Origin of the sequence: Nocardia sp. GTS18 (assembly GCF_013839555.1) — a bacterium.
In the GTDB taxonomy this organism is placed as follows: domain Bacteria; phylum Actinomycetota; class Actinomycetes; order Mycobacteriales; family Mycobacteriaceae; genus Nocardia; species Nocardia rosealba.
The window spans coordinates 43,088-63,848 of record NZ_JACBIU010000004.1 but is presented as its reverse complement, the minus strand read 5'-3'; the positions used below and the strand labels follow the sequence as shown (position 1 = coordinate 63,848).

21 protein-coding genes are annotated in these 20,761 nt (G+C 65.3%); 7 read left to right on the top strand and 14 right to left on the bottom strand.

Translation table 11 applies throughout. From position 1 onward, the window contains the following. Positions 1-33: 33 nt before the first annotated feature. Positions 34-789, bottom strand: coding sequence for an SDR family oxidoreductase (locus tag HYG95_RS06545; RefSeq protein WP_181697093.1), 756 nt, complete (start codon positions 787-789; stop codon positions 34-36). After that, positions 786-2,006, bottom strand: coding sequence for an acetyl-CoA C-acetyltransferase (locus tag HYG95_RS06540; RefSeq protein WP_181697092.1), 1,221 nt, complete (start codon positions 2,004-2,006; stop codon positions 786-788). The genes HYG95_RS06545 and HYG95_RS06540 overlap by 4 nt, the downstream gene beginning before the upstream one ends. Positions 2,007-2,160: 154 nt before the next feature. Here HYG95_RS06540 and HYG95_RS06535 point away from each other — a divergent pair, with 154 nt between their 5' ends. Continuing rightward, entirely contained in the window at positions 2,161-2,754 is a 594-nt protein-coding gene (locus HYG95_RS06535) for a TetR/AcrR family transcriptional regulator (RefSeq protein WP_181697091.1), read from the top strand. 207 nt (positions 2,755-2,961) lie between these two features. Here the strand turns inward: HYG95_RS06535 and HYG95_RS06530 are convergent, their stop codons facing one another. The 3 genes from HYG95_RS06530 to HYG95_RS06520 form a co-directional block, all read right to left on the bottom strand. Beyond that, the gene (locus HYG95_RS06530; RefSeq protein WP_181697090.1) at positions 2,962-3,258 is read right to left on the bottom strand and encodes an MmcQ/YjbR family DNA-binding protein; all 297 of its coding nucleotides are present in this window, start codon (positions 3,256-3,258) and stop codon (positions 2,962-2,964) included. Next, on the bottom strand, positions 3,255-4,946 hold the full coding sequence (gene ilvD / locus HYG95_RS06525) for a dihydroxy-acid dehydratase (protein WP_181697089.1): 1,692 nt from the start codon (positions 4,944-4,946) through the stop codon (positions 3,255-3,257). Before ilvD ends, HYG95_RS06530 begins: the two co-directional genes overlap by 4 nt. 78 nt (positions 4,947-5,024) lie before the next feature. Then, positions 5,025-6,335 carry a TerD family protein gene (locus HYG95_RS06520; protein ID WP_255495030.1) on the bottom strand — a complete coding sequence of 437 codons (1,311 nt, stop codon included), beginning with the start codon at positions 6,333-6,335 and terminating at the stop codon, positions 5,025-5,027. Positions 6,336-6,511: 176 nt separating this feature from the next. On the opposite strand from HYG95_RS06520, the gene HYG95_RS06515 reads away from it, so the two are divergent. Beyond that, entirely contained in the window at positions 6,512-7,393 is an 882-nt protein-coding gene (locus tag HYG95_RS06515) for a glucosyl-3-phosphoglycerate synthase (RefSeq protein WP_181697088.1), read from the top strand. A gap of 50 nt (positions 7,394-7,443) precedes the next feature. On the opposite strand, the gene HYG95_RS06510 is transcribed toward HYG95_RS06515, so the two are convergent. From HYG95_RS06510 to HYG95_RS06480, 7 genes are all read right to left on the bottom strand, one after another. Continuing rightward, the gene (locus HYG95_RS06510; RefSeq protein WP_181697087.1) at positions 7,444-9,288 is read right to left on the bottom strand and encodes an ATP-binding cassette domain-containing protein; all 1,845 of its coding nucleotides are present in this window, start codon (positions 9,286-9,288) and stop codon (positions 7,444-7,446) included. A gap of 9 nt (positions 9,289-9,297) precedes the next feature. Continuing rightward, positions 9,298-10,491, bottom strand: coding sequence for a type III polyketide synthase (locus HYG95_RS06505; RefSeq protein WP_370465699.1), 1,194 nt, complete (start codon positions 10,489-10,491; stop codon positions 9,298-9,300). Positions 10,492-10,536: 45 nt separating this feature from the next. Next, positions 10,537-12,003 carry a fatty acid desaturase gene (locus tag HYG95_RS06500; RefSeq protein WP_181697086.1) on the bottom strand — a complete coding sequence of 489 codons (1,467 nt, stop codon included), beginning with the start codon at positions 12,001-12,003 and terminating at the stop codon, positions 10,537-10,539. Between the two features lie 214 nt (positions 12,004-12,217). Continuing rightward, positions 12,218-13,009, bottom strand: a complete 792-nt coding sequence (locus tag HYG95_RS06495; protein ID WP_181697261.1) for an LppX_LprAFG lipoprotein — start codon at positions 13,007-13,009, stop codon at positions 12,218-12,220. 225 nt (positions 13,010-13,234) lie between these two features. Continuing rightward, on the bottom strand, positions 13,235-13,633 hold the full coding sequence (locus HYG95_RS06490; RefSeq protein ID WP_067638695.1) for a hypothetical protein: 399 nt from the start codon (positions 13,631-13,633) through the stop codon (positions 13,235-13,237). 391 nt (positions 13,634-14,024) lie between these two features. Continuing rightward, positions 14,025-14,834 (bottom strand): inositol monophosphatase family protein, encoded by an 810-nt coding sequence (locus HYG95_RS06485; RefSeq protein WP_181697085.1) that lies wholly within the window; start codon positions 14,832-14,834, stop codon positions 14,025-14,027. Next, positions 14,806-15,681, bottom strand: coding sequence for a DUF5919 domain-containing protein (locus tag HYG95_RS06480; RefSeq protein ID WP_181697084.1), 876 nt, complete (start codon positions 15,679-15,681; stop codon positions 14,806-14,808). The genes HYG95_RS06485 and HYG95_RS06480 overlap by 29 nt, the downstream gene beginning before the upstream one ends. Positions 15,682-15,912: 231 nt before the next feature. Here HYG95_RS06480 and HYG95_RS06475 point away from each other — a divergent pair, with 231 nt between their 5' ends. The 3 genes from HYG95_RS06475 (at position 15,913) to HYG95_RS06465 (ending at position 18,075) form a co-directional block, all read left to right on the top strand. After that, complete coding sequence (locus HYG95_RS06475) at positions 15,913-16,206, top strand: hypothetical protein (RefSeq protein WP_181697083.1); 294 nt, start codon at positions 15,913-15,915, stop codon at positions 16,204-16,206. Further along, positions 16,203-16,382, top strand: coding sequence for a hypothetical protein (locus tag HYG95_RS06470; RefSeq protein WP_181697082.1), 180 nt, complete (start codon positions 16,203-16,205; stop codon positions 16,380-16,382). The genes HYG95_RS06475 and HYG95_RS06470 overlap by 4 nt, the downstream gene beginning before the upstream one ends. Before the next feature lie 871 nt (positions 16,383-17,253). Further along, a complete protein-coding gene (locus HYG95_RS06465; RefSeq protein ID WP_181697081.1) occupies positions 17,254-18,075 on the top strand; it encodes an SAM-dependent methyltransferase in 822 nt (273 codons plus the stop codon). Positions 18,076-18,196: 121 nt separating this feature from the next. Here the strand turns inward: HYG95_RS06465 and HYG95_RS06460 are convergent, their stop codons facing one another. Continuing rightward, on the bottom strand, positions 18,197-18,535 hold the full coding sequence (locus tag HYG95_RS06460) for a hypothetical protein (RefSeq protein WP_181697080.1): 339 nt from the start codon (positions 18,533-18,535) through the stop codon (positions 18,197-18,199). Between the two features lie 361 nt (positions 18,536-18,896). On the opposite strand from HYG95_RS06460, the gene HYG95_RS06455 reads away from it, so the two are divergent. Further along, positions 18,897-19,307: a DUF4189 domain-containing protein gene (locus HYG95_RS06455; RefSeq protein WP_181697079.1), complete on the top strand. Its 411-nt coding sequence runs from the start codon at positions 18,897-18,899 to the stop codon at positions 19,305-19,307. Positions 19,308-19,496: 189 nt separating this feature from the next. After that, positions 19,497-19,859 (top strand): hypothetical protein, encoded by a 363-nt coding sequence (locus HYG95_RS06450; protein ID WP_181697078.1) that lies wholly within the window; start codon positions 19,497-19,499, stop codon positions 19,857-19,859. Here the strand turns inward: HYG95_RS06450 and HYG95_RS06445 are convergent. After that, positions 19,853-20,161, bottom strand: coding sequence for a hypothetical protein (locus tag HYG95_RS06445; protein WP_181697077.1), 309 nt, complete (start codon positions 20,159-20,161; stop codon positions 19,853-19,855). The two genes, HYG95_RS06450 and HYG95_RS06445, sit on opposite strands and share 7 nt — an antisense overlap. Positions 20,162-20,761 lie beyond the last annotated feature (600 nt).

The following is a 20,761-nucleotide window of genomic DNA, read 5'->3' as shown; positions in this document are numbered from 1 at the left end:
AGTCTTCTCCTGAAAGTCTTGCGGCACAGTGTTTTACAATCCGCCGGTCAAGGTCACGCCGCCGTCGACGACGAGCAGCTGACCGGTGACCCATGCGGCGTCGGGCGAGAGCAGAAACGTCACGGCACCGGCGATGTCCTCGGGCACACCGAGCCGCTTCATCGGGTAGGTATCGGCCACCTGCTTTTCGCGGCCTTCGTACAGCGCGGTGGCGAATTTCGTCTTCACCACGGCGGGCGCCACCGCGTTGACCCGGATGTCGGGGCCGAGTTCGACCGCGAGTTCCTGGGTGATGTGGATGAGCATCGCTTTGCTCGCACCGTAGAAGCCGATGCCTGGTGCGCTGCGGATCCCCGCGATCGAGGCGACGTTCACCACCGCGCCACCGTGTTCGGCCATCCAGCCCTTGTGGACCTGCTGCGTCCACGAGAGCGCGCCGAGGCAGTTGACCTCGACGATCTTGCGCGCGGCCTCGAGATCGAGGTCGATCATCGGACCGAAGACCGGATTGATGCCGGTGTTGTTGACCAGCAGGTCGGCGCTGCCGAAGGTGGTGATCGCGCGCTCGACGGTGTCGGCCTGGTGCTCGATGTCGTCGGCGCGACCGGCCACGCCGAGGGCGTGCTCGGGGCCGCCGAGCTGGGCGACCGCCGCGTCGAGCGCGTCCTGTTTGCGGGCGGTGACAACGACTTTCGCGCCGTCGTCGACGAGGCGCTGCGCGATGCCGAGGCCGATGCCACGGCTGGCGCCGGTGACGATCGCGGTCTTGCCCGCGAAACGGCCGGTCACGAGAGCCGCTCCAGCACCATGGCCATACCCTGGCCGCCGCCGACGCACATGGTCTCCAAACCGAACTGCTTGTCGTGGAAACGCAAGGAGTTGATGAGCGTACTCGTGATGCGGGCGCCGGTCATGCCGAACGGATGGCCGACCGCGATCGCGCCACCGTTGACGTTCAGTTTGTCCTCGGGGATGCCGAGTTCGCGGGCCGAGCCGATCACCTGCACCGCGAAGGCCTCGTTGATCTCGACCAGGTCGATGTCGTCGATGGTGAGACCGGAACGGCGCAATGCCTGACGCGACGCCTCGATGGGGCCCAGGCCCATGATCTCCGGCGACAGGCCCGAGACACCGGTGCTGACGATCCGCGCCAGCGGGGTCAGGCCGAGCTCGCGCGCCTTGGTGTCGGACATGATCACCAGGGCGGCGGCGCCGTCGTTGAGCGGGCAGCAGTTGCCCGCGGTGACGGTGCCGTCGGGACGGAAGACCGGCTTCAGCTGACTCACCGCCTCGAGGGTGACACCGGCACGCGGGCCGTCGTCGGCGCTGACCACCGTGCCGTCGGGCAGCGTCACCGGGGTGATGTCGGTGGCCCAGAAGCCGTTGGCGATGGCCTTCTCGGCGAGATTCTGCGAGCGGACACCGAATTCGTCCTGTTCGGCGCGGGTGATCCCGGTGTGCTGGGCGACATTCTCGGCGGTCTGGCCCATCGCGATGTACACATCGGGCAGGTCACCGGCCAGGCGCGGATCCGTCCACGCGGGTGCCCCCGCGTCGGTGCGCGCGGTGGTGCGGGCGAGCGCCTCGGCGAAGACGGGGTTCTTGGTGTCGGGCATGCCGTCGGCGCTGCCCTTGCCGAAGCGGCTCACCGTCTCGACTCCGGCCGAGATGAACACGTCGCCCTCGCCCGCCTTGATGGCATGCAGTGCCATTCGCGTGCTCTGCAAGCTCGACGAACAGTAGCGGTTCACCGTGGTCCCGGGCACCGTGTCCAGCCCGGCGAGCACCGCGACCACCCGGGCCATGTTGAAACCGGACTCTCCCGCCGGCTGCCCGCAGCCCAGCACCAGGTCCTCGATCTCGGTGGGGTCGAGGGCGGGTACCTGCGCCAGGGCCGCACGCACCATCTGAACGGTCAGGTCGTCGGGGCGGAGGTCTTTGAGCGACCCCTTGCCCGCCCGACCGATCGGGGAACGAGCGGCGGCGACGATCACGGCTTCCGGCATCGGAGCTCCTTTGCTGAATAAGCGCTTGCTTAGACGCATAGTGCTGTAGATCGCACGCCACCGTCAATAGAACACCGAACGCGGAACCTTGTTAGCCACATCACACAGCCCCACCACCGGGCGGAATCCGCCGAGGCGAGATAATGGCCCGGAAATGACCGAAACCATCGAGCCCCGCGGCGACGCCACCCGCGCACGCCTCCTCGAGGCTGCCATCGACGCGTTCGCCGAAAAGGGCTTCAACGGCACGACCACGCGCGATATCGCCTCGGCCGCGGGCATGAGCCCGGCAGCGGTCTATGTGCATCACAAGTCGAAAGAGGAACTGCTCTACGTGATCTCGCGCGCGGGGCACGAGCAGTCACTCGACCTGGTCCGCGCCGCCATCCGGTCCACCGAGGATCCCACGCTCGCCCTGCGCACCGTGGTCCACGATTTCGCGGCACACCATGTGCGCGGCCACACCAGGGCGCGCATCGTGAACTACGAGTTGTCCGCGCTCACCCCCGAGCACTACGCCGAGATCCGGGGCCTGCGCCGACAGATCGATCAGGAGATCCGCGACCTCGTCGAACGCGGCGTGGCGACCGGCGCGTTCGAGGTGCGCGACCCCCGCATGGCCGCGGTCGCCCTGCTCTCGCTCGGTATCGATATCGCCCGCTGGTATCGCGACGGCGGCGACTGGAGCCCCGAAGACATCGCCGAGGGCTACGCGGACATGGCATTGCGCATCGTCGGCGCGCGCTGACACCGACCCGGTTACGGCCGGCCAGCCGACCGCCTGAGCAGCGGGGTCAGAACAGCTCGCTCTGCGCCCACACACCGCCACGCCATGATCATCGCGGCGCCCGCCCTGGCCAGGAATCCCTTGACGCGCAACGTGAACCACAGGGCGACGACCGAGGCGATCACGATCGATGCCGCGACGATGCGCAAGCTGATCGCAGGTTTCGGATCAGCCGTGGGCGTCCCATGCGTCACCCAGCATTTCGGCGACGAGTTCGGGCGAGGCGTCCGCCAGCGTCACCTGCACCGCCGCGAGCTTTCTGCCCCACCACGACTCGGCACACCAGGTGGGTGATTCCGCGACCGCCTCACGAATGCCTTCCTCAGGGAGCATCACGCGCAGGTGTTGGTCGTCGGGAAGGGTCGCGAAAATGGTTCGCCTGCGAAACGAGGGGCGACCGTGGTGGTCTCGTTCGGTCGCGCCCTCGAATCCCAGCGCCAGTAGGCGGGCCTCGGCCGGCGTCATCCCGTGACGGCTCCGTGTGCCGCCGAGCTGACCAGCTTGCGGTACTTGGCGAGCACACCGGTGGTGTATTTGGGGGCCGCGGGTTGCCAGCCGACCTTGCGGGCGGCGAGGTCGGCCGGGTCGATTTCGACATCGAGGCGCCGGTTGGCGACATCGAGGACGATCGGGTCGCCGTCGCGGACGAACGCGATCGGACCGCCGTCGACCGCCTCCGGTGCGACGTGCCCGACGCACAAACCCGTTGTGCCGCCGGAGAATCGGCCGTCGGTGAGCAGCAGGACATCCTTGCCGAGACCCGCGCCCTTGATCGCCCCGGTGATGGCGAGCATTTCGCGCATTCCCGGACCGCCCTTGGGACCTTCGTTGCGGATGACCACCACATCGCCTGCGACGATGCTGCCGTTCTCCAGCGCGTCCATCGCGGCGCGTTCCCCGTCGAACACCCTTGCCGTTCCGGCGAATACATCGGAGTCGAAGCCCGCGCTCTTCACCACCGCCCCTTCGGGAGCCAGCGTGCCGTGCAGGATGGTGAGCCCGCCGGATCGGTGGATGGGCCGGTCGAGCGGCCGGATGACGTCGCCGTCGAGGCCGAGTTCGATGTCGGCGAGGTTCTCGGCCATGGTCTTGCCGGTGACGGTCATGACGTCGCCGTGCAGCAGGCCCGCGTCGAGCAGTGCCTTCATCACGACGGGGATCCCGCCGACCCGGTCCACATCGGTCATCACGTAGCGGCCGAACGGTTTCAGGTCGGCCAGATGCGGCACCTTGTCACCGACCCGATTGAAGTCGGCGAGGGTGAGGTCCACCCCGGCCTCGCGGGCGATCGCCAGCAGGTGCAGCACCGCGTTGGTCGATCCGCCGAGTGCCATGACCACGGTGATGGCGTTCTCGAAGGCGGGCTTGGTCATGATGTCGCGCGCGGTGATCCCCTTGCGCAGCAACTCGACGACGGCCTCCCCGGATCGGTGCGCGTACACGTCGCGACGGCGGTCGGGGGCCGGCGGCGCCGCCGACCCGGGCAGGCTCATGCCGAGGGCTTCGGCTGCCGAGGCCATCGTGTTGGCGGTGTACATGCCGCCGCATGCCCCTTCGCCCGGACAGATCGCGCGCTCGATGCGGTCGACCTCTTCGCGGCTGATGAGTCCCTTGATGCAGGCGCCGACGGCTTCGAAGGCGTCGATGATGGTGACGTCCTTGCCGTCGAGATTGCCCGGCAGCGTCGATCCCGCGTAGAGGAACACGCTGGCCAGGTCGAGCCGGGCGGCCGCCATCAGCATGCCGGGCAGGCTCTTGTCGCACCCGGCGAGCAGCACCGACCCGTCGAGGCGCTCGGCCATCATGACCGTCTCGACGGAGTCCGCGATGATCTCGCGGCTGACCAGCGAGAAGTGCATGCCCTCATGCCCCATCGAGATACCGTCGGACACCGAGATGGTCCCGAATTCGAGCGGGTACCCGCCGCCCGCGTGCACGCCTTCCTTCACGGCGTCGGCCAGCCGGTCGAGCGACAGGTTGCACGGGGTGATCTCGTTCCAGCTCGACGCCACCCCGATCTGGGGCTTCACCCAGTCCTCGTCCCCCATGCCGACCGCGCGGAGCATGCCGCGGGCGGCGGTCTTCTCGAGCCCGTCGGTGACATCGCGTGAGCGGGGCTTGATATCGAACGATGAATCGGTGTCGGATGCCATGGCCCAAGCCTACGACTCACCAGCGAAAACGCCGACGCCCCGCCCGCGTGGCAATCTCCGGCGGAACTACCGGACAGCTCAGCGCGGTGCGGGGCACTGACCTTCGTAGCGGCTGAGGCCGAGGCCGTTGCTGGATTTGCTGCGGCCGACGGGGCCGTTCTTGGCGGCACGGACCCAGGTGCCCGCAGTGTCGAGGACGGGCATGCGTTCGCTGAAAGCCCGGCTGTACCTGGTGGTTCCGTCGACGGTGAGGATGCCGTCGCGGACGTCGATGTGGGCGACGGTCGCCCAGAAGGAGTTCTTGCCGTTGCCGATGACGACGGTGATCTGATCCGCGTCGGGACCGGGCAGTCCGTCGGGCCCGGGGCGGCCGTAGCGCACCCGGACACGCGGGCGGCCGAAGGTATCGATGGCACCTGCACCGTTGTCGACGGACTGGTACACGTTGAGCAGCAGGTCACCGTTCTCGGTGGGACGGACGACCACCTGTTCGGTGGCGGGCAGGCCACCGGCCCCGGGGCCCCGGCTGTCGCCCTGGTGGTGGATGTGCGGCCAGATGTTCAGATCGCCCTGGTGCCCCTTCTCACCGCTGACCACGACATAGTCGCCGGTGAGTTCGTTGCGGCAGAAGAAGTACACATCCAGGTCGCCGGTGCCGAACTCGGTCGGCTTGCCGTTGCTGTCGTATTTCGCGCCGCGCCCGTCCCATTCGAGGCCGACGGTGAGCACATGGCCCGCACCGCCCTTGCGGAGATCGATGGTGGCCCGCTTGTCCGGCGAATCCTTGGTGAGCACCACATCGACTTTGCGCAGATCGATGGTCGGGTTCTGCTGCGCCGCAACGGGTTGCGGTGAGGTAAGCGCAGGCGCGGAATCCTCCACCGCCTCCTCGTCGACCGTGATTCCGTGCTCGGTCGCGAAGGCCGCGAGACCCGCGCTGTAGCCCTGGCCGATCGCGTCCAGCCGCCACCCGCTCCCCCGCCGGTACAGTGCGACCGCCTGCAGGACGGTCTCGGAATCGAGCCCGGCCGGCGTGAAGCTCAACCCCTGCCCGCTACCGTTCACCGACACCCGCAGCCCCGCCACCTCACCGAACCGGATACCCTGCGCCTCGGTACTTCCCGCGATGACCACCCGGTGGATCTCGGCCGGAATCGTCGAAAGGTCGACGGAGACAACGGCATCCGATTCGAGCTGGACACCGGGAGCGGACGGGTTGTTGAAGAAGACGAAGTCGGCGTCGGAGCGCACCTTCCCGTCGGCGGTCACCAGGACCGCGGACACGTCGACCGCACCCGCGGGGCCGTCGAGATCCAGGCGAACGGTGTAGCGTCCGTCGGTGAGATCGGTCTTCGATCCCTTCGCCACTTCGACCATCGTCGCACTCATGACGTCCGCTCCTCCACTCGCCGGTCGTCGCCGTCGACGGCGAACAGTCCAACCGTACCGGTCCGCGGCGCCGCGCTGTCCGTTTCACCAGCGACCCCGACCTCGGCGTTGGCTCCGGTCACAAGATGTCACCGCATCGCTGGCAGGCGCGCGGTCGCTGACGTTCACTGATCGATATGGACGTCCGTGAGCTCATCGACCGCAAGTCGGGTCGCCGGGTCTCGGTGGTTGTCCCCGCCTTGGACGACGAGGACACCGTGGCCGGGGTCGTGGCGTCGGTGCGACCACTGCTCGGTGGGCTGATCGACGAACTGATCGTGCTCGACGCCGGCTCGACCGATCACACCGTCGCCCGGGCGCGGGCGGCGGGCGCGGCCGCCTACACCCTCGAGGAGGCGATGCCGGGAGTGCCGCCCAGGCCCGGCAAAGGCGAGGTGGTGTGGCGCTCGCTCGCGGTGGCGACCGGCGATCTGCTGGTCTATCTCGACGCCGACCTCGTGGCACCCGATCCGCTGTTCGTGCCCGCCCTGCTGACCCCCCTGCTCACCGAACCCGGCATCGCGCTGGTGAAGGGCTTCTACCGGCGGCCGATCACCACCGGCGCGCAGCTGGACGCCGACGGCGGTGGCCGTGTCACCCAACTGGTCGCGCGACCGCTGCTCACCGCGCTGGCACCCGCACTGGCCGAGATAGTGCAACCCCTGGGCGGCGAATACGCCGTCACCCGGGCCTTCCTCGGCGATGTGCCCCTCGCGGGTGGATACGGCGCCGAGATCGGGATCCTGCTCGACTGCTGGCAGCGCCACGGTCTGTCCGCCATCGCCCAGGTCGACCTCGGCATCCGTGTGCACCGCAACCGCCCGACCCACGAACTGGCGGTGATGAGCCGTCAGGTGGTCGCCACCCTGCTCGACCGCCTCGGTATCCGCGACTCCGGCATCGGCCTGGTCCAGTTCCTGCCGAGCGAAACCGGCTGGCGCCGAACACCTTCGGAGGTCAGCCTGGTCGACCGCCCGCCCATGCGTCGGGTCGTCACCGCGCACCGCGAGATCGCCTGAGCCCGGACACACCTGTGCCCCGGTCGGCGAACCGACCGGGGCACGGGCGATTACGCCGCGACCAACCCGAAGTCGAGCTTTACCAGCTGATCGGCACAGTCGAAGTACCGGTCGTCGTGGGTGATCACGATGACGGTCTTCCCGCGCCGTTTCAGGTCGGTGAGGATCTCGCGGTAGAACACCTCACGGAACCTCGGTTCCTGATCGGCGGCCCACTCGTCGAACACGTAGATCTGCCGGTCCTCGAGCAGCGCGGTGAGCAGCGCCAGGCGTTTGCGCTGCCCCTGGGACAGGTCGACGGTCGACAGGCGCCCGCCCACCACACTCACCTTGTGCGCGATCTGCAGTTCCTCGAGATACCGCCGCACCTCGGCGTCGATTCCCGGCCGGTCGAAGCCCAGGTAGTCCTCGAACAGATGGAAATCGGTGAACACCGCCGACGAGTTCTGCCGGAACCATTCGATGTTGTCGTGGTCGATCCTCTCCCCGTTGAGCGACAACGACCCCGTGCGCGGCACATACAGACCGGTGATGATCTTGGCCAGCGTCGACTTCCCGCTGCCGTTACCGCCGACGACGAAGGTGATCTGGCCCGGCTCGAAGACCAGGTCGATCGGCCCGAGCCGGAACCCGCCCTCACCGGACTCGTCGAGCCCGGGCGGCGGACCCAAGGGCACCGGCCGCACATCGGTGGCGCCGTGGTCGACCCAGTTCTTACCGTTCACATCGGGACCGGCCGAGGGCCGCGCTCCCGGATGCGCCGGATGCGGACCACCGGGATGCCCGTTGCCCCCGCGCGGCGGAACACCGGGACGCGGCGGATGCGCCGGCATCCCGCCCGGGTGTGTGCCGGGCGGCGGTGGCACCGGCGACGGCGCCTCGGAGCGGTACACGTAGGTCACGTCCGACAGTTCGAGCTTGGCCTGTCCCACCGGCGGACGCTCGACGTAGGGCAGTTCGTCCTCGTTGTGCATCGTCGTCATCGACAGGTTCATCGCCCGGATCTTGGCCAGCGCCACGTCACCGCGCAGCAGATCGGGAATGCGGTGCATGAAGTTCTGCATCGGCATCGCCAGGAACGTGGTCACCAGCACGTACCCGAACATCGTCTCGCGCGGCAGGTCGAGCGCCGCGGCGAGGACGAACAGGATCAGCGCCATCGTCGCCAGCTGCAACGCCTGACCGAAACCCTGTGCGTAGGAGAACTTCGACCCGGCGTCGGTGTTCTGATCACGCAAGGTGCCCGCCGAACCGAGCAGATGCCGGTCCATGAAATCGCGACGGCGACCACGGTGCAGCTTGAGTTCCTTGATGCCGAGCGTCACCGCCTGGAAAGAGCGCAGCAGCGCGTCCTCGTTCTCCCGAGCCTCACGGTAGATCCCGCGCACCCGCTTGAGAACCATTTCGACACAGGCGATCCCGACCAGCGTACCGGCCACGGTGACCGCGAAGATCGGTCCCGACACCACTGCCAGGAACACGAAGCAACCCACGATGGTCGCCACGTCGACGCAGATCGCCGGAATGGCGGTGACCGCCTGCGACAGCGAACGCACGTCCTCGGTGAGCGTCGCCATCAGGCGATGCATGCCGAGCCGTTCCAGGTGCTCCAATGGAGCGGCGACGATCCCGGAACTCAGATCGCTGCGCAACCGGTAGATGGCGTCCTGCGACAGCCGGATCAACAGCACCTGCGACAGCACGCCGCTGACCAGGATCACCAGACCGGTCAGCACGAATCGGGCGATCAGGTCGTCCGGCGGCGGTTTCGGCGAGACCGCCGCGTTGATCAACGTCACCAGATAGGTGTTGGCGACGCCGCAGATCAGGCCCGCGACCACCACGGCCGCGATCCTGGCCGGCGACAGCGCGGCGAGAAAACGGAGCAATTGCATGATGGACTCTCAGCTGCGGATGACATCGAACACGATGCCCTCGAGGGTGACACCGGGCGCGAACGAGAACGCCACCCCGGTGGAAATCGGTGCCGCCGAATCGGATTCGCGGATCATGCGTTCGAGCACGAAGATCAGCGACACACTCAGCATGTTGCCGTGCTCGGCGAGCACCGCCCAGCTCGGCGCGGCCGACTCCGGCGCGATACCCAACGACCGGGCCGACTCCTCGATGATGCGCGGACCACCGGGGTGGATCGCCCACAGCTCGACATCGGCCTTGCCGAGACCATTGCGCGCCAGCACCTGCGTCACCACCGGGTCGACACCGCGGTAGATGTAGTCGGGCAGGCTCGCCGCGAGCTCGCAGGTGATGCCCGCGTCCTTCACCCCGAGCACGATGCCGTCCTCGGCGTCGTCGAAGAGGTGGCTGAAGCTGTCGCGGATCACGACACTGCCGGGCGCCAGCGGCTGATGCACCTGATTGGCGCCGATCACCACCGCACCGCACCCGTCACCGAAGAGGCTGTGGGTGATCACATCGTTGACGTCGTCGTCGAAAACCGCGTTGACCGAACTCAATTCGATGCACAGCACCATCGACTTCTTGTCCGGATGGGCTCGCACGAAGTCGACGGCGGTCCGGATGCCGTTCATCGCGGCGGCGCAACCCATGAAGTTCACGATCATCCGGTTGACCGTCGGCGAGAGGCCGAGTTCCTTGACGACCGCGACGTCCACACCCGGGGCGATGAATCCGGTGCTGGTCACGAAGATCAGCTGACCGATGTCCTCGGCCGGGTTCGCCAAGCCGGCCACGGCGCGGCGCGCCACGTCGACCGCCAGCGGGGCCGCGTGCTCGAAGAACAGATTCATCCGCTCCCGGATGGTGCCGGGGCGCCTGCTGAACTCGAGGAAATCGGGAGCGAGTGGATCGATCGCCAGATGTCGGGTGTCGATCCTCGTCTTCTCGTAGATCCGTGGAATGCGCTGCCGCTGAACGGGATCGGAGAACAGTTCCGCCACGCGTCCGGCGTTGACAGCCTGCTCGATCACTCGCTGCGGCGAGCCCGTCGCCACGGCCTCGATCACACCGACGGTGGTGGGCGGCGTCGGAGGTAGCAGATCGTGCCCGCGATCGACGTCGGCCGTCTTCAGCGGACCGTGTGGTCGACGCACACCTTCATCAATGGAAACAGACACGGGCACAATTCCTTTCGAGACAGAGAAGACGTGGCAGCGGCCGGGTCAGACGGTTCCGATGCCGGTGAAGCCCTGCACCGTGTAGGTGACGCAGGTCTTCAGCGCTGTGGGTGCGCAGTGTTCACGCACCAGTCCCCACCGGTTCTGCTTGGCCTCGTCCGAGGGCGCGAGCAGATAGGTCCGGCACAGCTTGGGAAGTCGATCACCGAAGAAGCTCTTCGCGGGCAGCCACTGCACCCCGAATTTCGCGGCTTCCTCACGCACCACGTCCTCGGTGGCGATATTGGCGAAACCGCTGCGCTGGAACGGAAGAACGTGATGGACGCGGTGCGAGCTCAAGCCCGCCGACAGGAAGCAGTCGACGTACTTGTTGCCCACCACGGTCAGGTCGTAGGCCTGTTCGAGCTGGTTGACACCCCAGTCCTCGGTCTCGGTGTGCAGTTCCTCGGTCGGCACCTCGAAGTCGTGGCTCGCGACCACCATGAAGGTGCTGATCCACAGGGTGATCACGAATTGCAGTGTCCAGGCGAGCAGGTCGCCCGCGACGGCGAAGGCCACGAACTCGGCGACCAGCAGGAACCGCATGCCGAACGACCCGATGAAGTGCGGCAGCGCACCACGCCAGGTGCCGTACATGTCCTTGATGCCCACCTTGCGGGTGAGCCGGCAGACATCGAGCAGGCGAATGATCATGCCCGTCAACAGATGCCCGAACTTGTGCACGGTGTGGATCGGCACCCGGTACAGGCGCGGGACCTGCATCATCATCGTGAAGACGTTCTTCTTGATGTCGACTTCACTCTGGGTGTGCGGGTGGTGCAGCAGGGCGTGGCCGTCGGCGGTGACGAAAGACAGTGCGACATAGTTCATGTCGAAGGCGTTCACCGCGTACTTGTTCCAGCCCTTCTGCGCGCGGTGGATCGCGTAGTGGCCGAAGCCGGCCAGCGAACTGCGCAGCAGCACCATCGCGATCACGAAGACCGGCAACGGCATCCAGCTGGTGTCGTAGAGCCGCAGGCCCTGCACCGCGATGTAGGCGAAGATCAGGAACGCGACGACGATGTCGAACGCGCGGTCCATGCGCTTCAACCGCGCGGCCAGCTCCGGCTCCTTGATCCGGGCCTTCACCGCGTGCAACAGGTCGTTCTTGTCGTCGAACTTGTACTTCGGGGTGTCGTCCCAGCTGTTGAAGCCCTCTTTGAAGAGGAAGTCCGGGGCGTTGTTCTTCGGATGGATGTCCTCGGGCGTGGCATTACGATTGAGGCTGTAACGCTCGATCATGCGCGCGATTTTTTCCGGATCACGATGGTAGGAACCGATGATCGAGGTGATGTCGCGGTTTTTCGTGCGGCCGATGAAGAATTCACCGCCCGGATGCTTGGAGATCCACTCGCTCAGGTCGTAGGCTTTGCCGTTATACACCCACACGTTGTTGACGGGCGGTCGCCCTCCGGGGCCGGGTGGTGGCGGGAGCTCGCGCTCCTGTTCATCAGGTCGATCATCGATCGTCATCAGTGCTTCCTTCGTGTCCGAACGGCGGTCGATGCGTGTGCCTGCCGACCAGCGTCCCGACACGTATAGTCCTTGCGGCGCCTTGCATCTCGCTGAAAGTTCTCTTATCGAGTGACCCAACGACACACCGGTCCGGGTCGGCGGAGCGGCACGGTGTGCCGGATTCCGCGATCCCGGACCGGTGTGGGCTGTCGGGTGCGTGTGCGGGTGAGGATCAGCCCGCGGGCTTGACGATGTTCACCGGCTTGGCCCAGTTCGACAGGCCGACGGTGACCTCGCCCTGGTCCTTCTTCACCACGGCGCGAACGAGATTGGGGCCCTCACCGGTGGAGGCGGCCTCCGACGGCTTGGTCGAATCCGAGGCGGGCGGGGCGACGTCCTGGATCCACACGGTGATCGGCATGGTGCCGGCGTTCTGGCCGATGCGGGGCACGATCGGGTCGATCACCGCGGCGTCGATGGTGCCGCTGACCTTGACGGTGTTGATGCCGTCGATGACCTCGCGGGCCTCGGCCTTGGGGTTCTGGATGTTGGCGATCACGTTCGCGATGCCCTTGTCCTTGTCCAGGATGACGCCCGGATCGTAGACCTTCTCGGCCGGACCGGCGGGCACGTAGCGACCGCTGACCTCGGTGTAGAGAACCTTGTCCACCACAAGGAATTTCGCCTCGGTGAACGGGTCCTCCGGCTTGATCTTGACCTTCGCCTCACCCATGGCGGCGCCCGTGCCCTGGGTCTCGTTGGTGACGTCGGCCGAGACGGTTTCCACCGGCAGGTCGGGCAGGTTCTTCACGTCGATGTTCAGGTGAACGGTGCGCAGGGTCTGGGTGGTCTTGGCCGACTCCTTCACGATCTGCGCGCCGTCGGGCAGTGCGCCGGTCGGCGGAGCCGCGGTGGTGGTCGAGTCGTCGGTCGAGCAGCCGGTGACGAGGGCGGCGCACAGTGCGGCGGCCGCGACGACCGCGGTCACGGCGGACCGGCGACGCGGGGTGCGGTGCGGTGTGATGTCGATCAAGGTTCATCCCCTGGAGATGGTCGTAATTCGCTTGGTGAGGCAGCCGAAGCTGCCGTCGCCTGCGACATACTAAGCAGACCATCGGACATCTCGCGCTCCCCCGCGGTGATCGTACCCGAGGATTGCATTTTCGTGAGTTATCTAGTTGTGCTAACGATTTCGGGCTCGTACAGCTTCGCTGGAGCCCCAGGCGGAACGCGAATGCTCCGCGGGCTGTTACCGATCAGTTCTCGGCAGAGGCGAGGTGTCGGCGACGGTTTGTTTCCCCTCGCCGGACCCGACGCGACGCGGCATCATCTTCGGCCGGGTACCGCGCGCCGAATCCCCCGACCGCTTGCGCCGCGACGCCGCGAGGTCGATGACATCGGCCTCGTGTGCGGGGCTGCCGTCGACGGGATGCTGCGACTCCGCGTCGGCCGACCACGTTCCGGTTTCGGCTTGCAATTCCGCACGGGTCACCGGGCGGGTAGGCGCCGGATCGTAGACGGGCGGTGAGTACCAGGGGCGACGACGCGGATCATCGAGGTCCTGCGGGCTGTGCCGTGGTCGTCTGGGCAGCCGGACGACTTTCGAGGCCGCGCCCTCGGCACTGGATCTGCCCTCGGTGCCCTTCACATCTACTCTCTTCCGACGCAGCGGCTGTGCTGCGCAGCGAATCGCCTGGCAACCACACAGGTGGTCTCCGCAGCCTACCGCATGCGCGACGCGTCATGGAGGCACCCTTCGCCGGATTCCTCAATGCCCGGCGGCGACGTATTCGTGAGGTGAATAGACAGTGTTGCCGAACCGCGTTTCGACCTCGGCGTCGACGGGATAAGGGCCATATGCGCCAGAACCGCGCAGCCGAGAAGGGGCGTCAGCCGCTTCGTGCGCCGCGAACCCACTCCCCCCGTAGCGCACTCGCGGGCGGCCCAGCTGCCGACTACCCTCCCCAGCTGTCATCGCCAAAGAGACAAGGGCTGCGTAAGCACAGGACTACCTGGGCAACCGACAACCCCGACGATTGTCAGCCCGCTTCGGCGTGTGCTTGCCCCACCAATGCGACGAGTTCCTTTGCTGTCAGGTCGTTCCCCGCGATCGTGTGACGTGAACTCGAATTATGTGCGCTGCCGTCTGAGTCGTAGACCACGCCACCGCTCTCGCGCACGATGACCGCGCCTGCGGCGATGTCCCACGGATTGTTCGACAGAATGACGCATCCGTCTGTGCTGCCGTCGGCCACACAGGCGAGGTCGAAGGCGGCCGATCCGAACATCCTGATCCGCTCGGCGCGAGCGGCCAGTAGCGCCGTCAGTGAAAGTCGTGGACGGTTTCGCTGTGCCGCATCCTGCCCTACGGCATAGTCGCCGATCGAAATGATCGATTTCGAGAGTCGTGATGACGTCCCGACGTGGATACGTTCGCCATTCCGGTAGGCGCCCATTCCCGAAGCCGCATAATATTCGCGTTGCAACGTGGGCATGCTGATAACACCGATCGCCGGTTCATGATTTTCGAACAGTGCAAGGGATATGCCAAAGAGTGGTATTCCATGAATGTAGTTCGACGTTCCGTCTATGGGATCGAGAGCCCAGAAGGCTGTCTCATCCAAACGGTGGTGTTGGTGGTCGCCCTCTTCGCCGAGGAATGCTATGTGCGGAGCTTCTACAGCGAGAAACCGGCGAATGTGCTCCTGTATCGCTACGTCAACATCCGTAACAAAGTCGCGGTCACCTTTCGACGAAACCGAACCCACCCTTCTCGACTCCAGAATCGACACACCGCCGGAGACTGCACGGCGTGCGATATCAAGCAGTGACTCCCTGGTTGTACTCAATTGCGGGTTCCGTTCCCTTTCTCCACATTTCCTCGAATACTGTTGCGAAAGTCTGGAAGGTTCCTTCGACCCCCTTCCTCTTGGACACAAATGTAGGCGATTCAAGGCCACGAGCGAAAGGCAGGTATGGCTGCATCACGCATATTTCCGAGTCGATAATACACAAATTGAAGCGTACCGGTGCATCGTAAACGCGGATCTCGATCCCACCGCCCGTCTCGGTTGTCCGACTGGACTGAACTCGCTGCAACATATGAATGTTGAGTCTCGTCAGATTCACCAACGCGCCTGATGTATGGCCTTCCTCATGTTCTCTTTCGGTGATATTCGACCCGTTCGGATCGAGGAACAAGCAGCGTATCGTGGTTCCATTCAGCATCATTCGTCGCATTTCGGTATCCGAGCACTGTTGACAAAGGATGTTCAAAGACAGGCCGACGAGATCAATCGTGCGGGCTTCACGGAACAGCTCTTGCGGTGGGATCGCTTTCAAGAAGTCGGCGCGTCGCGCAAAGACGCTCTCGATGTCAGAGATTTGGCGAGCGCCGGAACTGGATGGTGGTGCGACCGTCATCTTATGTGGGGACAGATCGGTGCCCTCCGCGTAACCAGAGAACAACTCTTCGATGCTCCACCCGGGAAACATCTCCTGAAGAACTCGGCAATGGTGCGGATACGGCAGGGTCGAGATATTTCCCGACAGCCATCGATAGAACTGCGCCTTTTTCGGTCCGGCTCCGATGGCGGATGAGTCGATCTTCGAGGCTGCCGCGTCGTACTCGCGGTTGAATGCGGAAACCGTCTGGATGTGTCGTTGCTGAAGTAAAGCCTTGAGCACTGTCCCCACGCTATACCCCTCGTCATACTGCGGCTGTTTGCGCTGATCGTAGCGGAGATGAGCCATAGAAGAAACCAGATCATACAAGCACGGTGCAGATAAGACAGTGCAGGCGTCGACACCATACCGACCGGGCCGACAAAGTTGACTCCGAGTTGGCGCCAACGACCGAAGTCATATGACCGACATCCCGTCTGCTAGCCGAATCCGAACGACACATCGGCCGCAAGGAGGACACGTATGCAGCAGCCCACCAGCACCGGCCGCACTGACCTTATGCCTGAATTTTTCAGGCGCTTCCGGCACCGATATGGACCGATGACTGACACTCTCGAAACCGATGTTCTCGCTTTGCTTCAGCCGGGCGGGATGTTGACCGCCGACACGATCGCTCACAACCTGAACGCGCCGAAATGGCGTGTCGCCCGCGTACTGAACGCCTTGCGGGACAAAGGGGACGCTTTCCGCAACCGGCGCGGGGAGTGGCAGATTTCGGCCGGGAAACGCCGCCCAGAACGGCAGGTGATCCGATGAGCAGCAGCCTCGCTCCCCCAACTCCCGGGCGTCGGCCGGCTGTGGCCGACCTTGTGGCGTTGCTCGAGGCGATGCGGGAAGCCGGATGGGTCGCTACTGCGCCCAGCCCGGCCGAGGGCGCCATGCCAACCGAGGCGACCTCCCTGCCCATCGACGTGCCGGGTGGCCTCTTATGAGCCAAATGCACTCTGTTCCTTCATCATTCGTTGAAACGCCCCGCGCGCGATGCGAGTTCTATCGGCGCGTGTGCTCGCTGCCGACCGTGGTCGACTCCGAGACGGGCCGGATAACGATGCGAGCAGGAATGGTCGGCGCAGTGATGATGCCTGCCGATCTGGCACGACGAGTGAAAACCGCACTCGATATCCGCGGGGTCACACCGTTGCCGATCATCGGCCACCCCCGGGCTGGAATGTGGACATTCCTCGTGCGATCGGATATCCGACCTACCAGCGACCCCACCGAGGTCGCCCGGCTTTGGACCGCGCGCGTGGTCGTGATCCGTGAAGGTGACATCGCCTTGCCTTCCCCGGTGCCGGACGCACTGGTGGTCCGTACATGGATCTCACCGGCTATCAGCGCCTTCCGGCCGTCCGGAGCGGTTGTGATCGAATGCGCTCGTGCGTGCCTACCCGGGCGGCGGCACCCCCGATGAACACCGGCGGCAGGTCGCCACACCCTCATGAGCCCGATATCAGGCTTACGGTCCAGTTCGCCAGTGTACGAATAGATTTCGTGGCTTGCCTGACCGCCGCCTTCGTGTTTGTTCAAGACATCGCCGTCCGCCGGTCTTGCACCGTCGCTGTCGACTCCGGCCGCTGCACCGGGCTTCCGCGGCTTCCGAACGAACGCTTGTATCTACTGCCCTGACCTGCACGCCCGCACCGAAACACCGACCGATCGAATGGCCTTCGCGCCGCCCCTGTGAGACCACACGACACTCACCCGGCCTGGCAGCACGAAGGCGGCCCCCGAATCGAACCCCCGGTAATGCCGCAATCTCCGGGGCCCAAAACTTGCCGACCGCGCAGGAGGAAGCAACAACAAGTGAGCACAACAGACCGCCCACAGCGCGTCATGTGGGACCAGTCCAGTCCCAACAGCGCTCGCGTTCACTCCGCCTTGCTCGGCGGTAAGGACTACTACCCCGCCGATGACGTGATCGCCGAAAAACTTGCGGGCAACAAGATCACACCCGCGATCACCGAATCCCGCCGATTCGCCCGCCGCGCCGTCACCCATCTCCTGAACCACCAGCGGGTCACCCAGCTCGCCGAACTCGGGTGCGGGTTCCCACACACCCCGAATATCCACGACCTCGCAGAAGATCACACCAGCAGCGCGCGCACGCTCTACATCGACAACGATCAGCTCGCGGCCAACCACGCCCGCGCCCTGATGGCGGGGCACCACACCCGCACCGCCGAAGTCGACCTCACCGACACCACCGCCGTAGTCGAGGCCATTGCTACAACCTTCGACATGTCGGCACCGATAGCGTTGATACTGTCCGGCACCGCCGAACTCATCGATGACGCACCGACGATGATCGCGGCGTTGACCCACGCGCTACCGGCCCGGACCTGGCTGGTGCTCACCCACATCACCGCCGATGTTTTCGGCCACGACATCACATCGGCCGCGCAGGCCCTGCGCGCAGCCGGGATCGCTTACCACCCACGCACGCATGACGACATCGCGTCGATGCTCACCGGCTACCACCTACACACACCAGGGTTGGTCGCCCCGCACCGATGGCGACCCGAATCAATCGGATCGGACCGCTACGGTCACGTCAGCGAACCAATGCACCCCGAAGCGTGGGACCTCAGCGCTTACGCCGCCATCGGACAGCGGTGTCAGGCATGAACCGACCCTCGTGAACGCACGGGTCGCGGCAATAGCGGATGGTTCGACGTGCTACGTGCCGCCATGCAGCGCCGCCTAACCTACGACGAATACGGTGTGTGCTCGGCGGCTCCGTGCGCCGTCAGCGATGGTCCGAGGACTGCGCTGCGTGTATCGCGGCTGCGACGGATGAAGCATGGAGATCGACCACCATGTCTTCGCCGTCGCGGCGGCCACGTTCAGAGAATGCCAACCCGATCAGTGCCAGCTCCGCAGCGCGGTCGCGTAAAGCATATTGGTCGGGGGTTTCCTCCCCGATCTCACCGCTTTCGTCACGATTCCAGGCAGCCACGGCTGCTTCGGCCAACTCGAGGGGCAAACGAACGGAGACCGGCTGAACCCGAGGGGCGATCCATTCGCCAATAGCGGCAAGCACTTTCGAATCGTCGAGGTACCTGGTGTTCGGCTCTTGCTCGGTCATGAATGGGAGCGTATGCAGCTGGTTCACAGCGTGTCCACTTATCCTTTATCCGCCACCACCTCGGGCGATCTCGGCCCAAGCTCGCACATCGGCAAGGACCGAATCCACCGCAGCCACGGCTCTGGCCCGGGCCGCACGTCGTCATAGGTTGACTGCGTCCGTCTCTGTGCGAGGCGATGGCCGCCTACGGGGGCGCTCCCGCAGCGAAGGTGCGACTACATCGGTTTCGGCAGCTGCGTCACCGCAGTGCGTGATGATCTTTGCCGTGCCCCCAAGACTTGGGGCGATCTCGAGTCCATGCGCTGCGGTATCTTCCATGCGATCGCCGCACCCTGGTCGGCGCGCAGAGGAAGCACGCCACATGTTCAACAAATCCCTTGCGGCCGCGGCGCTCTCGGTGAGCGCCGCTGCCGTTCTTGCGGCACCGCCCGCCGCCGCCGACCCGGTCAACTGGGGCGCCATTTCCCTCAGCGTGTGGGGCAACGTCTACGCGTTTTCGATCAACCACCCCACGGAAACCGACGCCATCCAAGCCGCCGACCGAGCGTGCAAGGGTCAAGGCATCATCGACTGCCGGATGATGGTGACGTTCGCGAACGGCTGCGGTGCAGTCGTGACGAGTCCGCTCGCGATCGTCGCAGGGTTCCCGATCGTGGGCTTCGGTAAGGGGGCGACCCCGGGAGAGGCATACGCAGACGCCACCCGCAACCTCCCCACCGGCACCGGAAGCGTCGGCTCGTTCGATCGCGAACATGCCTGCACCCAGCCTTGATCCAGTTCCAGCACGGTCCTCGGCAAGAGCGATACTCGTGTGCTGATGTGCTGTAGCGGTGCAATCCGGCCTGGGCGTCCACTCCTAGCCGGTTCGAACAGCGCGGCACTCTGCATACCGGGCATTTCATTCGGCGATCTCAGCCGGCAAACTGGTCGCTAGGCTCGATCGCTGATCGACACTCTGTTCATGGGAAAGAAGACTGGCCAGAGCTGCGACCACACCGATTCGGCCGACCGATCCCTGGTATCAGCGGCGGCCAACTCTGCGCTTCTGCTCGAAGAAGCGACGTCGGTCCCCGATCACGCCGTCAGCATCGCCCTCGACCCAGTCATTGCATTGGATGGCGGGCTCTTCATTCGCCGTACGCCGCTGCGGGATCGCATACTCCGCGTCGTAGAAGACCCGGTTCACGGAAATCGGCAGTCGAGTGGATTCGTCAGCTGTGCTGCGACCCTCGGGATCGCGCGGGCGGCGCGGCAGATGCAGACTTTCGAGACCGCCCGCCCAGCGGCATTACCGTGCATTCAGCCCAGGACGCGTGGTCAGTAGAGTTCGACTTCCCAGGCCTGCAGGTCCACTTCTCCCGGCGGGAGTTCGCCTTTGCAGTACTTATAGAGCCACAGTGCGGCGCGGCGTTCGGCGTACTTCTCGTTGAGGGGCTCACCTTGGTCATCGAACTCGAGAACGTTGGCGAAGATGGCGAAGCAGATCTCCATTTGCGAAGGTGAGTTCTTCAACTCGTCCCAATAATTGATCCCGTCCAGCACCGGATGACCGACCGATCCACGGGCTACCCATCCGGCAAAACGGCGAAGCGCTCCCGATGCGCCGTTGCTCAGTCGATCCGACATGCGCGGAGGGTATCAACGTCATTGGTCGCGGGCATCCCGATATTCGTCAGGTGCGAACGTTCAGACTCAGGCGTCCTGTAATCCGAAGTGCCAGAGGATCATCGACGGGACGCCGACGTTCGCGGCTCGAGCTACTTCCGACCAAGGCCAGACCCTCCCAGGCGCCCGGCTCCTCCGCCCGGTAGGCGAATGGCGGGAATCCGGCCACGTGAGACCTGTTCGGGATGGACGACTGCGCGTAGACGACCCCACCTGCGCCAGTCTCGGAAACCACGCTTGTATAGAGCAGTGTCTCTGGTGTCCGAGATCGTGCTATCGCAGGTACACAGCAGGAGCAGCAAGCATTCGATTCAGCGGGGACGTCGTTCACCAGCCTTTTCTGCCGCCGAGAGTCGTCGGCCCACAGGAGACCAAGTGTCGGACAACACTTTTCGCGCGAACCATGGACAGCGTACGATTACGGCGCCGACAGAGAGCTTCGCGACAGACAGGACCTGATGTGCTCGGGAAACAGGTGCGCCCGTTTTCTGTCGGGGCCATGTCGCCGCACGGCGATCGCACGCTTTCCCGTAGATCTCGGGACGGGCTGTGCGCAGAAGT